The sequence below is a fragment of the Streptomyces sp. NPDC059010 genome, assembly GCF_042740355.1.
In the GTDB taxonomy this organism is placed as follows: domain Bacteria; phylum Actinomycetota; class Actinomycetes; order Streptomycetales; family Streptomycetaceae; genus Streptomyces.
This window is the reverse complement of sequence record NZ_JBHYJA010000002.1, coordinates 110,373-125,566: the sequence shown is the minus strand read 5'-3', so window position 1 is coordinate 125,566 and position 15,194 is coordinate 110,373. Positions and strand designations below refer to the sequence as shown.

Annotated in this window: 16 protein-coding genes; 7 read left to right on the top strand and 9 right to left on the bottom strand. The window is 68.3% G+C overall.

Annotated features, from left to right (window positions below; genetic code table 11):
- Positions 1 to 67: 67 nt before the first annotated feature.
- Positions 68 to 685 (bottom strand): M23 family metallopeptidase, encoded by a 618-nt coding sequence (locus tag ACFWYS_RS02715; RefSeq protein ID WP_384762435.1) that lies wholly within the window; start codon positions 683 to 685, stop codon positions 68 to 70.
- A 280-nt stretch (positions 686 to 965) separates the two neighbouring features.
- On the opposite strand from ACFWYS_RS02715, the gene rpsB reads away from it, so the two are divergent.
- From rpsB to ACFWYS_RS02680, 7 genes are all read left to right on the top strand, one after another.
- Positions 966 to 1,892 carry a 30S ribosomal protein S2 gene (gene rpsB / locus ACFWYS_RS02710; RefSeq protein WP_384762433.1) on the top strand — a complete coding sequence of 309 codons (927 nt, stop codon included), beginning with the start codon at positions 966 to 968 and terminating at the stop codon, positions 1,890 to 1,892.
- 171 nt (positions 1,893 to 2,063) lie between these two features.
- Positions 2,064 to 2,900, top strand: coding sequence for a translation elongation factor Ts (tsf, locus tag ACFWYS_RS02705; RefSeq protein WP_384762431.1), 837 nt, complete (start codon positions 2,064 to 2,066; stop codon positions 2,898 to 2,900).
- Positions 2,901 to 3,095: 195 nt separating this feature from the next.
- Positions 3,096 to 3,854, top strand: coding sequence for a UMP kinase (gene pyrH, locus ACFWYS_RS02700; protein ID WP_384762429.1), 759 nt, complete (start codon positions 3,096 to 3,098; stop codon positions 3,852 to 3,854).
- Positions 3,855 to 4,023: 169 nt separating this feature from the next.
- On the top strand, positions 4,024 to 4,581 hold the full coding sequence (frr, locus tag ACFWYS_RS02695; RefSeq protein WP_147994035.1) for a ribosome recycling factor: 558 nt from the start codon (positions 4,024 to 4,026) through the stop codon (positions 4,579 to 4,581).
- Positions 4,581 to 5,747, top strand: coding sequence for a phosphatidate cytidylyltransferase (locus ACFWYS_RS02690; RefSeq protein ID WP_384762426.1), 1,167 nt, complete (start codon positions 4,581 to 4,583; stop codon positions 5,745 to 5,747). Before frr ends, ACFWYS_RS02690 begins: the two co-directional genes overlap by 1 nt.
- A gap of 151 nt (positions 5,748 to 5,898) precedes the next feature.
- Entirely contained in the window at positions 5,899 to 6,348 is a 450-nt protein-coding gene (locus ACFWYS_RS02685; protein WP_384762425.1) for an SRPBCC family protein, read from the top strand.
- 259 nt (positions 6,349 to 6,607) lie between these two features.
- A complete protein-coding gene (locus ACFWYS_RS02680) occupies positions 6,608 to 7,228 on the top strand; it encodes a hypothetical protein (protein WP_384762423.1) in 621 nt (206 codons plus the stop codon).
- Between the two features lie 32 nt (positions 7,229 to 7,260).
- Here the strand turns inward: ACFWYS_RS02680 and ACFWYS_RS02675 are convergent, their stop codons facing one another.
- From ACFWYS_RS02675 to ACFWYS_RS02640, 8 genes are all read right to left on the bottom strand, one after another.
- Entirely contained in the window at positions 7,261 to 8,514 is a 1,254-nt protein-coding gene (locus ACFWYS_RS02675) for a tyrosine-type recombinase/integrase (protein WP_384762421.1), read from the bottom strand.
- Positions 8,515 to 8,599: 85 nt separating this feature from the next.
- Entirely contained in the window at positions 8,600 to 8,830 is a 231-nt protein-coding gene (locus ACFWYS_RS02670) for a helix-turn-helix transcriptional regulator (protein WP_384762419.1), read from the bottom strand.
- Between the two features lie 283 nt (positions 8,831 to 9,113).
- Positions 9,114 to 10,658: a YfjI family protein gene (locus ACFWYS_RS02665; RefSeq protein ID WP_384762417.1), complete on the bottom strand. Its 1,545-nt coding sequence runs from the start codon at positions 10,656 to 10,658 to the stop codon at positions 9,114 to 9,116.
- Between the two features lie 184 nt (positions 10,659 to 10,842).
- Positions 10,843 to 11,754, bottom strand: a complete 912-nt coding sequence (locus ACFWYS_RS02660) for a bifunctional DNA primase/polymerase (RefSeq protein ID WP_384762415.1) — start codon at positions 11,752 to 11,754, stop codon at positions 10,843 to 10,845.
- A gap of 84 nt (positions 11,755 to 11,838) precedes the next feature.
- Positions 11,839 to 12,318, bottom strand: coding sequence for a hypothetical protein (locus ACFWYS_RS02655; protein WP_384762413.1), 480 nt, complete (start codon positions 12,316 to 12,318; stop codon positions 11,839 to 11,841).
- Positions 12,319 to 12,333: 15 nt separating this feature from the next.
- Entirely contained in the window at positions 12,334 to 12,528 is a 195-nt protein-coding gene (locus tag ACFWYS_RS02650; protein WP_384762411.1) for a hypothetical protein, read from the bottom strand.
- A 17-nt stretch (positions 12,529 to 12,545) separates the two neighbouring features.
- A complete protein-coding gene (locus ACFWYS_RS02645) occupies positions 12,546 to 12,797 on the bottom strand; it encodes a hypothetical protein (RefSeq protein ID WP_384762409.1) in 252 nt (83 codons plus the stop codon).
- A 142-nt stretch (positions 12,798 to 12,939) separates the two neighbouring features.
- Entirely contained in the window at positions 12,940 to 15,165 is a 2,226-nt protein-coding gene (locus tag ACFWYS_RS02640) for a cell division protein FtsK (protein WP_384762407.1), read from the bottom strand.
- Between the last annotated feature and the right edge of the window lie 29 nt (positions 15,166 to 15,194).

Sequence of the window (15,194 nt, the reverse complement as noted above, 5' to 3'; positions counted from 1 at the left end):
ACCAGGGGAGGGCCGGCGCGGGGTGGGCCTCATGCACCCGCGTCAACGGGACGCAGCCAGGTCGGCCCTACTGAGAAGGCAACGGCACCCCCAGTACCGGCAGCAGCCTCGACGGCCCCCTGTGGAGCAGCCACGGAGGCATGAGGGACAGCGGGTCCAGGTATGTCCTCCCGCTCAGCAGGCCCCAGTGCAGGCACGTCGCCGTGCAATGTGACCCGCCTGCCTCCACCGTCCCCACCACCTCCCCTGCAGCCACCGCGTCCCCCTTCTTCACGGCCGCTCGGACCGGCTCGTACGTCGTCCGCAGCGGCGGATCACCCGTCCCCGTCAGCTCCACCGACACGACCCCCTTCCCCGCGACCCGCCCCGCGAAGGACACCCGTCCGGCCGCCACCGCCCGTACCGGCGTCCCGGCCGCGGTTGCCAGGTCGACGCCGCGGTGGCCCCGGCCGTAGGTGGTCGCCGGGGGCTCCCAGCCCCGTAGGACCGGGGGGCGTACCCCTACGGGCCAGGCTCGGCCCACCGTCGGCACGGCCGGGGCCGGTGCGGCGGGCATGCCTGTGGCCGACAGGGTCAGTCGTGGGACCGGGGCCAGTAGGGAGGTCGTCGTCAGGAGCAGCAGTAACACCAGCCGTACGCATGTCCTGGCCGCCCCGGCAGCCCTCGTCACTCTCGCGGATCGCATCTCTCGCATGCGAGAACCGTCCCGCACCCCCGCAGATCATGGCCGGGATCTGTGGATAACTCCCGGGTTGTGGACAGCGGCGTCACCCGGGGCCTCGCGGGTCCCGTACACTTCTTCTGGCGATCCGGGTCACCGGGTCGACTTCGCACGCCCCGACACGGCCACCGGAGACGGTCCGTGTCAGCGCCCCTCGGTCCCTAGTGGCACGGCGCATGTGGGCGTCAGGCGCGGGAGCCGTCCGGCCCCCGCGGCACAACCGAGAAATTCAAGGAGAACGGCCATGGCCGTCGTCACGATGCGGGAGCTGCTGGAGAGCGGCGTCCACTTCGGTCACCAGACCCGTCGTTGGAACCCGAAGATGAAGCGCTTCATCTTCACGGAGCGCAACGGCATCTACATCATCGACCTGCTCCAGTCGCTGTCGTACATCGACCGCGCCTACGAGTTCGTCAAGGAGACCGTCGCCCACGGCGGCACGGTCATGTTCGTCGGTACGAAGAAGCAGGCGCAGGAGGCCATCGCCGAGCAGGCCACCCGCGTCGGCATGCCCTACGTCAACCAGCGCTGGCTGGGCGGCATGCTCACCAACTTCTCGACCGTCTACAAGCGTCTGCAGCGCCTCAAGGAGCTTGAGCAGATCGACTTCGAGGACGTCGCGTCCTCCGGTCTGACCAAGAAGGAGCTTCTCGTGCTCTCGCGCGAGAAGGCCAAGCTGGAGAAGACCCTCGGTGGTATCCGCGAGATGCAGAAGGTGCCCAGCGCCGTCTGGATCGTGGACACCAAGAAGGAGCACATCGCTGTCGGTGAGGCCCGGAAGCTCAACATTCCGGTTGTCGCCATCCTCGACACCAACTGTGACCCCGACGAGGTCGACTACAAGATCCCGGGCAACGACGACGCGATCCGCTCCGTCACCCTGCTCACCCGTGTGATCGCCGACGCCGTCGCCGAGGGCCTCATCGCCCGTTCCGGCGTGGCGACGGAGGGCAAGGGCGAGAAGGCCGCCGGCGAGCCGCTCGCCGAGTGGGAGCGCGACCTGCTTGAGGGCGAGAAGAAGGCCGACGAGGCTGCCGAGAAGCCGGCCGAGGCCCCCGCCGCCGAGGCTCCGGCTGCCGAGGCGCCCGCCGCTGAGGCTCCGGCCGCCGAGGCCCCCGCCGCCGAGGCTCCGGCTGCTGAGGCTCCGGCCGCCGAGGGCGAGCAGGCCTGACACCGTCAGCGTTGACGGCGGGAGTGGTGGCCACTGCGCCTGCGGCGCGGTGAACTCCGCTCCCGCCGTTCACCCGTAGGTCGACGGAATGTCGGCGGCCCCGGCTATTCCAGGGGCCGTAGACCCCGTAGATCTTCGATCTTCCAGACTTCGAGAAAGATTCACTGAATCATGGCGAACTACACCGCCGCCGACGTCAAGAAGCTCCGCGAGCTCACCGGCGCCGGCATGATGGACTGCAAGAAGGCGCTGGACGAGGCCGAGGGCAACGTCGAGAAGGCCGTCGAGGCGCTCCGTATCAAGGGCCAGAAGGGCGTCGCCAAGCGCGAGGGCCGCTCCGCCGAGAACGGCGCCGTGGTCTCCGTCATCGCCGACGACAACTCCTCCGGCGTCCTCGTCGAGCTGAAGTGCGAGACGGACTTCGTCGCCAAGGGCGAGAAGTTCCAGGCCGTCGCGAACCAGATCGCGCAGCACGTCGCCGCGACCTCCCCGGCCGACCTCGACGCCCTGCTCGCCTCCGAGATCGAGGCCGGCAAGACCGTCCAGGCGTTCGTGGACGAGGCCAACGCCAACCTCGGCGAGAAGATCGTCCTGGACCGCTTCGCGCAGTACGCCGACGGCTTCGTCCTCGCGTACATGCACCGCACGATGCCCGACCTGCCCCCGCAGATCGGTGTCCTCGTCGAGCTGGACAAGCCGAACGCCGACGTCGCCAAGGGCATCGCCCAGCACATCGCCGCCTTCGCGCCGAAGTACCTCGCCAAGGAGGACATCCCGGCCGAGGTCGTCGAGTCCGAGCGCCGCGTCGCCGAGGAGACCACCCGCGCCGAGGGCAAGCCCGAGGCCGCCCTGCCGAAGATCGTCGAGGGTCGCCTCAACGGCTTCTTCAAGGACGCCACGCTGCTCGGCCAGCCGTACGCGCTCGACAACAAGAAGTCCGTCCAGAAGGTTCTGGACGAGGCCGGTGTCACCCTGAAGCGCTTCACGCGTATCAAGGTCGGCATCTGAGTCCGTACCGCGATCGGCGCCCGACCCCGATAGGGTCTGGGGCAGTCGTTGGCGGACGCCGTCACCGCGCACGCGCGCGTGACGGACGACAGCAGATCTGACGAGGAGGCCATTGCCGCGCATGGGATGCGAAACACGCCCGGGCCGGCAGTGGCCTTCTTCGTATGTGCACCACGTAACAAAGGCGGGATCTCGATGACCACCAAGGCCCAGAAGAGCGACGACGGCAAAGTACGCGGCCGGTTTCTGCTGAAGCTGTCCGGAGAGGCCTTCTCCGGTGGTGGCGGCCTCGGCGTCGACCCGGACGTGGTGCACAAGATCGCCCGCGAGATCGCCGCCGTCGTCCGCGACGGCGCCGAGATCGCGGTCGTCATCGGCGGCGGCAACTTCTTCCGCGGCGCCGAACTCCAGCAGCGCGGCATGGACCGGGCCCGCTCCGACTACATGGGCATGCTCGGCACCGTGATGAACTGCCTCGCTCTCCAGGACTTCCTGGAGAAGGAGGGCATCGACAGCCGGGTCCAGACCGCCATCACCATGGGCCAGGTCGCCGAGCCCTACATCCCGCTGCGCGCCGTACGGCACCTGGAGAAGGGCCGCGTGGTCATCTTCGGCGCCGGTATGGGCATGCCGTACTTCTCCACCGACACCACCGCCGCCCAGCGCGCCCTGGAGATCGACGCCGAGGCGCTGCTCATGGGCAAGAACGGCGTGGACGGGGTCTACGACTCCGACCCGAAGACCAACCCCGACGCGGTCAAGTTCGACTCCCTCGGCTACGGCGAGGTCATCACCCGCGATCTCAAGGTCGCCGACGCCACCGCCGTCACCCTGTGCCGTGACAACAAGCTCCCGATCCTCGTCTTCGAGCTTCTGGCGGAGGGCAATATCGCCCGCGCCGTCAAGGGTGAGAAGATCGGCACGCTTGTGGGTGAGCAGGGCAGCCAGGGCTGACGCCCGAGAACAACCCCGTCCGGGGGACGGACGGGACGGACCCTGACCGGGGGATGGACAATGTCCTGCCGGTCGGGAACCGTGCAGGAAGAAGACGCGACGCAGCCGGCCGCCGCCCCCACCTTGGAACCGCAGCCGGGCCTTTACTCAAGACACGCAGGAGCAAGTGGTGATCGAAGAGACCCTCCTCGAAGCCGAGGAGAAGATGGAGAAGGCCGTCGTGGTCGCCAAGGAGGACTTCGCCGCGATCCGCACCGGTCGTGCGCACCCGGCGATGTTCAACAAGATCGTGGCCGACTACTACGGTGCGCCGACGCCGATCAACCAGCTGGCTTCGTTCTCCGTGCCGGAGCCGCGCATGGCGGTCGTGACCCCGTTCGACAAGAGCGCCCTGCGCAACATCGAGCAGGCGATCCGGGACTCCGACCTCGGCGTCAACCCGAGCAACGACGGCAACATCATCCGAGTGGTGTTCCCCGAGCTCACCGAGGAGCGTCGCCGCGACTACATCAAGGTCGCCAAGGGCAAGGCGGAGGACGCGCGTGTGTCCATCCGCTCCGTCCGCCGCAAGGCCAAGGACGCCATCGACAAGCTGATCAAGGACGGCGAGATCGGTGAGGACGAGGGCCGCCGTGCGGAGAAGGAGCTCGACGACACCACGCACAAGTACGTCGCCCAGGTGGACGAGCTCCTGAAGCACAAGGAAGCGGAGCTGCTTGAGGTCTGATGAACGACTCTTCCTGGGGGGCACCGCCGCAAGCCGGACAAGCAGGACAAGCCGGGTACTGGGGGGCCGCCGCGCGTGGACCTGTCCAGGGGGCTGCCCCGGCGGGTCCCGCGTACGATGCGCCTCAGGCGCAGCAGACTCGCCCCATGCCCATCGTGCCCGACGTACCCGCGTATGGCGGAGACCAGGATGACGACCGGGGGGCCGCTCGGCTGAGCGGCCCCTTGTTCCGCGAACAGTCGCCGCATGCGCGGCCGTACGACATGCCGCAGGCGCGGCCCTTCGAGGCGGCGCAGCAGAATCCGGAGCCCATGCCCGACGCCTCGCAGCCGGCGCCCCCGCCGCAGAAGAAGAGCGCGGGGCGCGACCTGAGTGCTGCCATAGGGGTCGGTGTCGGGCTGGGCGTGGTGATCGTCGCGTCGCTGTTCGTCGTCAAGGCCGTGTTCGTCGGAGTCGTCGCGGTCGCCGTCGTCGTGGGTCTGTGGGAGCTGACCAAGCGGCTTGAGGAGCGCAAGGGCATCAAGGCGCCGCTGGTCCCGCTCGCGCTCGGCGGTGCGGCCATGGTCGTCGCCGGGTACGTCCGGGGTGCCGAAGGCGCCTGGGTCGCGATGGCGTTGACCGCGCTGGCCGTGCTGGTCTGGCGGATGACGGAGCCGCCGGAGGGCTACCTCAAGGACGTCACCGCGGGTGTCTTCGCGGCGTTCTATGTGCCCTTCCTGGCGACGTTCGTCGCGATGATGCTGACGGCCGACGACGGTGCGTGGCGTGTGCTGACGTTCCTGTTGCTGACGGTCGTCAGCGACACCGGTGCGTATGCCGTCGGCTGGCGCTTCGGCAAGACCAAGCTCGCCCCGCGCATCAGCCCCGGCAAGACCCGCGAGGGCCTGCTGGGCGCGGTGAGCTTCGCGATGGTCGCGGGCGCGCTGTGCATGCACTTCCTGATCGACGACGGCACCTGGTGGCAGGGCCTGCTGCTGGGCCTCGCGGTGGCGGCCAGCGCGACGCTGGGTGACCTCGGCGAGTCGATGATCAAGCGCGACCTGGGCATCAAGGACATGGGCACGCTGCTGCCGGGGCATGGCGGGATCATGGACCGGCTGGACTCGTTGCTGCCCACGGCTCCGGTGGTGTGGCTGCTGCTGGTGCTGTTCGTGGGGTCGGGCTGACGGGCCGGGCCGACGTCCGGTTGGTCAGCGTCTGATCGGTCAGCGTCTCATTTGTCAGTGTCCGGGAGCCTCCGTTCTTGCAGAGCGGAGGCTCCTTGGTGTGTGGGACGATTCCGGTGTACGCCGCCAAAGGCACTCAAAGGGGGTCATCATGGCCATCATCCGAGAGAGCGTCGACGTCGATCGAGCCCCGGCCGATGTCTACGCGTATGTGACGGACCCCTCTCACCTGCCGGAATGGCAGCTGAGTGCGGTCTCGGTCGAATCGCTCGACGAGGGCCCGATCCACGCCGGCTCCCGGGTCCGGGTCACCCGGCGCGTCGGGAACCGTCAGATTCCGATGACCGTGCAGTTCGACGAGCTCGACCCTCCGCACAGCTGGGATCTGCACGGGACGGACGGCCCCGTCAGGGCCCGCGCCCACGGTGAGATCGAGCCGCTCGACGACGGGCGTCGTTCGCGCGTGACGATCGACCTCGACTTCGAGGGCCACGGCGTCGGCAAGCTCCTGGTCCCCCTCGTCGTCCGCCCGCAGGTCCGCAAGGAACTGCCACGCGACGAGCAACTCCTCAAGGACCGGCTGGAGGGCACGACCGACTAGTTCTCCGCCCCTGCGAAGCAGAGGGGGCGGGGTTGTCCACAGGGGGAACGGGCCACGCCAGTTGATCTGCGACACTGGTACAGCCATGCCTAAGCCCGGAGAACTGGCAATGAGTGGACGGCAATAGCCCCTCTACCTGGGCATACTGTGTCCTTGGTGGCCCGCTGCCGGGCCGCTGGGCCGTCTCCGGGCCGTCGCATGTGCTTCGAGATCTACAGAACGAGTCACAACGGGCCACGGCACAAGCCAAGATGATCGGGTGGAGATAGCCCGCCTGATCCTTGATTTCTTGAAGGCGCTGGTCTGGCCTGCGGTGGTCTTGGCCGTCGCCTACGGGTTCCGCGAGGAACTGCGAGGCCTGCTGAGGCGTATGAAGGTGCTCAGTGCTGTAGGGGTGGATGCTGAGTTTTCCGAAGTGGTCGAACAGGTCAGCGTCGACGTGGGAGAGGCAGTAGCCCAGTCTGAGCCGCAAGCCATCGAATCGAGCGCGTTGACCAACCAGGGTGCCGAGGGCAGGGAACGCGGGACTCGGCTGGCAGTGCCCTTCATTGATCCATCAGTGGCGCTGCTTGAAGCGTGGCATCAGGTTCGATCCGCGCTGACCCGCATGACGCTGGAACACACGTCTTACGGGAGGATCGGTGAGCGCCTCCTGAATCGCCTGCTCTGGAGCGAGAGGTTCTTCCCTCGCGACATCGCGCACTCCCTTCGTGAGCTGCAAGCGATCGCGAACGAGGTCAGGAATGGCAAGCGCATCCCAACGATGCAAGCGGCTGAGGACTACATCGCGAGCTGTGAAGCGATGGTTGATTGGCTCAGGGAGTACGCCAAGAGCCCGGCTTGGGCTGATGGCGTAGCCGGGCTAGAGCTCCCCGCCTGATTCCGAAGGAGGGCATACATTGGCACACGGCTCTACCCTGCCTCGGCCGCGCTTGCTGTCGTCCTGCCGAAAGCCGTATCGACCGCCAGCTTGGTCCGCTCCTGGCTTGCCGGCATCAGGTGCGCGTACACCCGCAGCGTCAGTCCTGGGTCACTGTGCCCCAAGTACTGGCTGACGGCCTTTATGCTCTCGCCGGCGTCCAGCAACACGGACGCGTAGAAGTGCCTCAGCGCGTGCATGCCGTGCTCGCGGGCGGACACATGCTTGCCGTCTTCCCCGGGTTCCGCAATCAGTCCAGCTGCCGCGAGCGCGGGCTTCCATTCTTGGATGTTGAAGTTGCTTCGCCATACCACCCAACTCGCGGTGTTCGTGAACAGGAGGCGAGCGGACACCTTCGGGCCGTCCGGCTTCCGCCACGGGAGGGTGACCTCAACCGGCTTGTACGCGTCCATGTGGGCGCGGATGACCTCGGCGACGGACGGCGGTAGCGGTACGTCCCGCTCCTTGTTGCACTTGGGTGGGGCGAACACGGCTTTGCCCCGGATGAGCCTCACTTGGCGGACAACCCGCAGGATGCCGCTGTCGAAGTCGAGTGCGTCCTCAGCGAGTCCGATGATCTCGCCCTGACGGAGTCCGCACCCAGCGCCAACGTCCACCATGGCCTGATAGCGCTCGGGGAGCGCGGAACGGACCGTGAGCACCTGCGAGGGCAGCCACGGGACAACGCGGCGTGGCTCGGCCGCCGGCGGACGGACGGATTTCGCAGAGCACGGGTTGCGCGCCAACAGCCCGTCGTCCACGGCAGCGCTGAGCACGGCTCGCACATCGCCGTAGATGTTCCGTGCGTAGCCGCCACTCACGGCGGGGTTCTTCTCCAGGGTGCTCACCAGTCCGCGGATGTGCTCGGGACGGAACGAGTCCAACGGCCGCGAGCCGATGAGCGGGAGTGCATGCAGGCGCAACCGCTGTTCAACCACGATCTGACTTGAGAGCTCCGTGCTGTGAGCCGTGAGCCACTTCTCGGCGTAGGTTTTGAAGGTGATTCGGGCCGCGCGCGGGTCGATGTACTGACCCCGTGACATGTCGGATGCGGTGTTGGTGAGCCACTTCTCGGCGAGACGCTTCTGTCCATCGCGGAAGCTCTTTGACTTCTCGGTGCCGTCGGGGCCGACGTACCGGGCGCGGTAGCGCATGCCGGTTCCGTGGCGATCGGTTTTGACCTTGATGGTCTTGCCGTCGGTGGTGGTCTCAGTCTTGAACCAGCGGTCTTGAATATGGCCTGCCATGTGGCGCGACCCCTTTCGTGACATGCGGAAAGGGGGAGCCGCGCGGCGGCTCCCCCTCGGGGTTGGGTGTGCTTGGTGGCGCCTGTCAGCCGTCGTCGGCCTGCTCTTGGACCCAGCGGTGAACGGCGGCAGGGTCGTAGCGAAGGTGCTTGCCTATGCGGATTCCGGGCGGACCGGTGCGCTTACGGCGCCAGGCGTAGACGGTTTCGACGCTCGCCAGAGCGAGCAGCGTCACCAGGTCCTCAGGGGTGAGATAGCGGTCCGGGAGGCCAGACCGAAGGGTTGTGCGGGGGGCAGTCACGGGCGTTGTGGCCATGGCGTCTCCAGGCGGGAGGGCGCCACAGAAACCACGAAATACACAGAAACCCTGGATTGGTGGGCTGACGTGCGGTGATGCCGCACGATGCGGACTGCCACAGAAATCGCCGGAACTTCCACAGAAATGGGCGGCCGGAGCGGCAAGGCCGGTGCCGGGCTATTTCTGTGGCTTCTCGGTTCGTTTCTGTGGCTGGCCTCCGCAAACCCTTGACGTGGCTGTCTGTGCTGGTCAGGGGCTTGCCGGGGTTATTTCTGTGATTCTGTGGTTTCTGTGGCGGGGGTCAGGTGGTCTGGTCGGTCAGGCGGGGGTGGACGAGGTAACGGGGGGAGGGTGGCCGGCCGCGTCCTCCGGTGCGCTGGACGGCTTGGGCTCGCACGTAGCCGTGGTCTTCCAACAGGGCCAACACGGGGTCCAAGTCGTTGGCGGTACGGAACTCGGAGCGGGAGAGCTTGACCATCAGGTCCCGCTTGCTGACCTCGCGCCACCCGTGGGTGCCTAGCGCTTCGAGTACGGTGCGAGCTCGCTCCGTGATGCGGTCGGCGCCCATGGAGTCGAACGCGGCGAGGCTGTGGCTGATGAAGTACTCGGCCAGCGCAATCGCGTCGCGCATGGTCGCTTCCGCCACGGACACCGTGTGCCCCTTGGTGAGGTGTTCGGCGAGGTGAAGCAGGGCGGCCATGCGCGCAGTGGCACCCACCAACTTGCCTCCCCAGTCGCCGATCTGCCCCATGATGCCGCCACGGGCTTCCAGCATCGGCTCCACTCGCGCCTGAAAGGCTTTCAGGGCGGTGACGGCCTCGGGGGTGAGCTGGATGACGGCGGGGTCGGTCCACTCGGCGAGGAACAGCGTCAGGTCGAGGACATGGCGCCGGTAGGTCTCCATCACCTGCTCGGGGATGGGGTTGGGCTCAATCTTGCGGCGGCCGACCAGCGACTCGGGAACCGAGTAGAGGAACCTGCCGAGCAGGCCGCGGCCCTTGAATCCGTCCTGCTTCCCGATGTCGTCCAAGACCTGCGGCTGGACGCACAAGCCCATGGTGAGGGCGGGGTGTTCGATGTATTCCTCTCGGGTTTGCCGGTCGACCTTGAGGCGGTCTCCGGCGTGGCCCTTGAGGAATACGCCCATGTTGGGCTTGCCGGAGTAGCGACCGGCGATGATGTCGAAGATGTCACCCTCAGCGGACATGACGGAGATCCGGCCGCCCTGCTCCGCCATGCGTGAGGTGACCGTCTCGGCGGTGGTGTCGTCGGCGAGCAACTGCGGTTTGGCCGGCACGGTCACACTGTCCGCGGTCTGCGCCAACGCGATCGCAGTGGAGACCAGCTCATCCCGCTCGTCCGCGCTCGCGGATGCCGCCTTGGCGGTGGCCTTGTCGGCTGCCTCCTTGGCGAGACGCGCGGTCATCTCGGCTTCCACGATGGCCGGTTGGACGAGTGTGCGCAGCTGCTGTTCAGCCTCGTACAGCGGGTCGGTGAGCAGGCCGAACACGGCCGACTTCCGGTTGGCGGGCGGAAGCGAGACGACCACGTAGAGGTTCGTGGGCTCGCGCCAGTGCCCGCGCACCTGCACCACCGACCGGCCGCCGGCCGCCGTGGCGAGCACCGACAGGGCGATGCATCCGGCGAGGTCTACGGGGGTCTGCGTCTCCTCGGCGACCGCGGCCACGAACTCCCGCAGCCAGCCCGGCAGCGCACCCACGGGGAAGTCGGCGAGCTTGCGCGGTCCGGCGAGGGGTACGGGGTCCTCCCACACGGGGGCGGGGGGCTCTTCCAGGGCGGACAGTCCGGCCCACAGGTCGGGAGTGTCCACAGACTGTGTGGTCATGAGTCCGTACCTCCTTCCGAGACGCCCAAGTGCGGGCCGGTGACGTGGTGTTCGGCATGTCCTTCAGGATCAAGAACAGAGCGGACGCCCTGACGGGCGACGTCCCTTCGGTCGCCTACGGCCGCACGTGGTGGGGCCTGTACGGCGCTCTGAGGGCCTTTCATGTGGTTTCGGGATGCTTTGTTCATGACGCGTGCTCCGTGGCCGTCTCAAGGCCGTTGGTGACCGCGCGTCGTGCGTAGGGCTCGGGGACACCGACCGAGACGGCGGCGGCCACGATCTCTTCCCCGATGGCGTCCAGTCCGCACGGTCCGGGGCAGTGCGCGTGCTGCACGGCGAGGAACCGAGCGACGCCGAACGCCTGTGATGAGGCGCCGGATTCGGTGTGGCTGCGGACCATGGCCAGGCCCCGTTCCAGGCCGGTGCGCACGTAGGTTTCGGTGTGCCTGCATCCGGTGGCAACGGTCCGGTCCCACGTGGCGCGCTCGGGGACAGAAGAGGCCACCCTCCCCGGGGCGGGGGTGGTCTCTTCATTCACGACCAGGGCGCGGACAGCAGGCGGCAGGTCCGCCATGCGGCCGTCGCCGGGACCGAGCCACCGGGCGTACTGCATCAGCGACTTGATGTCCACGCCGGGCAGTACCGCGTTGGACGAACGCATGACGCCCCGGTAGATCCAGTGTTCCCCGCGCGTCGTCGGCACGGTACGGGTAGCGGGCAGGCTCTCGTGGGCCCATGTGACGGCCGCCGCGTTGTCGAGATCGACGACGGTCAGTGCGGCCCCGCCGGGGTGGTAGGCGACGGATACGGCCTGCCGCCACGCCGACGCCCATGCGGGGGAGGTGAGGACGCGGGGGTCGGTGGTCGCGGCGGCCCATGCGTGGCACACGTCGGGGCACTGGCAGATGCCCGCGCGCTTCATGTTCGGCCGTCCGCCGCACGCGTTCTTCGCGCACGCTGGGCAGTTCCCGAACGGCACCTTGCCGTCGCGGAGCGGCAGCACCGGCACACCGGCTTCCGCCAGTTGCAGTGCGGTGCACAGCACCGGCAGACGCGGCCGGGGGTGGCCTCGCCGAATGGGGGCGGGTTGGGTCATGCTGGGGGTCTCCTGTTTCTGTCGAAGGGACGGAGAACCGGGGCGGTCGCGGTCTTTGGCGAGAGGCGACCGCCCCAGCCACGTCTAGCCGTGGAAGTGGTTGCGTTTGATGACGGCCTTGCGGATGTGGAAGGTGTTGCCGCCGCTATGGCCGCTCGCGCTGAAGAGCTGCACGGCGATCCATCCGCCGAAGATGACGGCGGCGAGGATGATGAGCTGGTGGACCAGCGCGGCGAGCGCGGCGATGAACGTGGTCAGCAGGACTAGGCCGCCGCACACGGCGCCGAACCCGATGCCTCCGAGGGCGATGTTCACCGCTGTACGCGAGACGACCGGCTTGGCCGCGACCGGTTCGGGCTTGGCGGGCTCGATGGCGTAGCCGGTGACGACGCGGCCGTCCGGCAGGACGACGCTCGCGACGGCCGGGATGTTGCCCGGCTGCACGGGCACGAGCGGCGCGGCGTGCTGTACCGGGGCGAGATGCGTGGGGTGGTGGACCTCCACGGCCGCCGCATCACGCACGGCCGGACGGTGCCAGTCGTAGGGCGTGGTGGGTTCGTTCACGTCCTGGTCTCCCTTCTAGCGGCCGATGTCGGCGAGGGCGCCGGTGACGGCGGTGACGAGCTGGTTGACGGTGTCGGCCGCGTCGGTCCCGGCGAGGTAGAAGCCGAAGAGCGCGACGACGGCGGCCACGCCGGCACCGACCGCCTTGAAGCGCAGCAACAGCAGGAGGACGACGGCGAGCAGTCCTACGAGCGGGATGGTGATGTCCATGGAGCCTCCCGGCGGGGTCAGCGGGTGCCGGCGCGGTAGGTGCGCGCGGCGCGGTTGTAGATCCAGCGGCCGACACGTATGCGCTTGCCAGTGGCGTCGCAGCGGCGACAGTCCTTGCCGCGCTTGGTCCGGCCCTTGCGGTCGGTCTTGAAGTCGTGGCCCATGCCGTCGCACTTGCGGCAGTCACCGAACGGGCTCAGCCAGCACTTGATGACGTAACCGAGCGTGACGATGAGCAGGCAGGCGATAGCGAGGAGGGGAAGGCTCATCAGGGGGCCTCTCAGGCGGGGTTTTGAGGGTTTCCGCAGGTAGGCCGCTAGCCGCTAGCGACCTGATCAGATGCGGTTTGGGTCGCTAGCAGGGTCGCTAACGCTAGCGACGGCTACCGCTAGCGTTAGCGACCCTGCGGGGCTATCCGGCGGCCCGCTTTTCGTTGCGCTGAGTAATCGCGGCGGCGAGGTCTTCGCGCTTGATGCCGCGCTTGTTGACCGTCTTGCCGTCGATGCGGCGGCCGATCTGGTCGGTGGCCACACCGAACGGCTTGAGCGCTGCGGTGAGCGCTTCCGCCTTGGGCTTGGCGTCCAGCTCGGCCCACGGCCCGTAGGTCTCGGGGCGGAGGTCGGCGAGGCGGTCGACGATGGTCTCGGACCACACCTTGGCCTCGCCCTTGCCGAGCACGGCCGCCACGTCGTCCAGGATCGTGGCGGACACGTCCGGGGCCGGAGCCTCGCCGGCCGCGTCGCCGGTCAGCGTGCCCTCGGCCTCCCGCAGCGCGGCAGCCCTGGTCAGGATGCGCTCCGCGTCGCGGCCGTCGGCGAGGTAGGTGCGCACGATGCCGGAGTCATCTGACATGCCCTTGAGCAGGCCCACGCCCTTGTGGGACTTGAGCAGCTTGGACGCGTCCAGACCCTCGGAGTACGAGCCCGCACCGAGAATGACGTCGGAGACCTGGTAGGCGCCGACCCGCAGCGCGAACCGGGCCTGGTGCTGGTCGCGCAGCTCCGAGGGGCACGCCTTGTCGTCCGGCTTCTGCGTGGACGTCATGACGCTCACGCCGACCGCCGGGGCGACCCGGGCGAGGTAGACCAGGAGAGACAGGATCTCCTTGCCGTGCTCGGGGTGGGTCAAGTACTCCTGCACCTCGTCGACCACGAACAGGGTCAGGGGCATGTTCAGCTTCTTGTCCCGGCTGATCTCCGGGGTGAGCTTGCCCTCCGGGCAGATGTGCAGCGGCAGTTCGGAGAGCCGGTGGTACCGGTCTTCGACGTCCGCCTTCAACTCCCGCAGCGAGGTGAGCAGATGCACCACCGGATCGAACCCGTTCTTCGGGACGATGCCGAACCCGATGCGGTGGGCGACCTTGGTGAACTTGCGCCAGTCCGGCGAGGCCTTGCCGTCGAACACGTACAGGCGCACGTACGGGTCCAGCGCGGCGGCGAGGGCAATGGTGCGCGCGGAGAACGTCTTACCCTGCCTGGGGACGGCGCCGACCAGCAGAGACAGCCACAGCATGGTGGCCATGACCGGGTTGCCCCGCTCGTCCACGCCCCACGGGAACGGCTTCCAAAAGTCCACCCGCGTCGCCCCCAACAGGGGCGTCTTGCCGGACGGAACGGCGAGCGGGTCACGGTCGGCAATCCAGTACGACACCCGCCGACCGCTCGTCTCGTCCTTGTCCAGGAAGAGCTGAGTCGGCGCGATGTCCATGCCGGACGCGAGGCGCGCGTGCGCCTTGACGGCGTCCTCGAACGTCTTGCCATACGGCAGGTCGACGACCACGCGCCAGCCGTCCCCGTCCCGACCGATCGGCCGCGGGAAGGCAATCGACTGATCCTTGGTCGTTAGTCCGGCCGCGTCGTGAGCGCGGATCACGATGTCCGAGGACAACTTGCGCTTGCGGAACGTCACCTTGGCCAGGTCGATCAGCGGCCGGTCCGCCGGCGCCCCGACCGCCCCGAGCGTCGTGGTCAGCGTCGCCACGACCAGCAACAGCAGCCACGACGGCGCCATGACGTACAGGGTCAGGGCGGCGGCGAGACCGATCAGGGAGGCGATCGCAGCGACGATCCCGCGCAGCCTCACGCGGTCGTTGCGCTGACGCGACAGCTTCAGGTACTCGGCCGCGTCCTCGTTGGCCACCGAGGCGAGACGCAGGGACTTGCCTTCCGCATCGAACACCCACCGGCCGATCGCGGCCGACCAGCGCCATGCCCCGCGCGGCGAATACCAGAGCACCTTGGGCGTGTAGATGCAGGGCAGGCGAACGGCGTGGTATCCGATCACAGCCGAGTAGTGGCGGACGGCCCACTTGCGGACGGCCGTGCGCTGGTCAGGGAGCTTGACCCAGTCCGGCAGGACCGGCATGCGGGCCTTGTCTTTGGCCTCCATCCACTCACTGACCGAGGGCGGGTATGCCTCTCGGGGCGGGTCGACCGGGGCGCCCTCGGTCAGGGCGTCGGCCTCGGGGTCGTCGGTGTCGGGGAGTTCGGCCTCCCACTCGCCCGGCTTGGCCTCGCCCGCGACGGGTGCGGCGGACGGGGTGGTGTCCTTCTTGAGGGGGAACGGCAGCACGGCGGCCGTCCGCTCGTCGGTGCCCTCCGGCTCATCCGGGGGCGGGAACGCGGGGTTCTCGGTCACGATGTACTGGCTCCTTCGGGAGTCGAAGG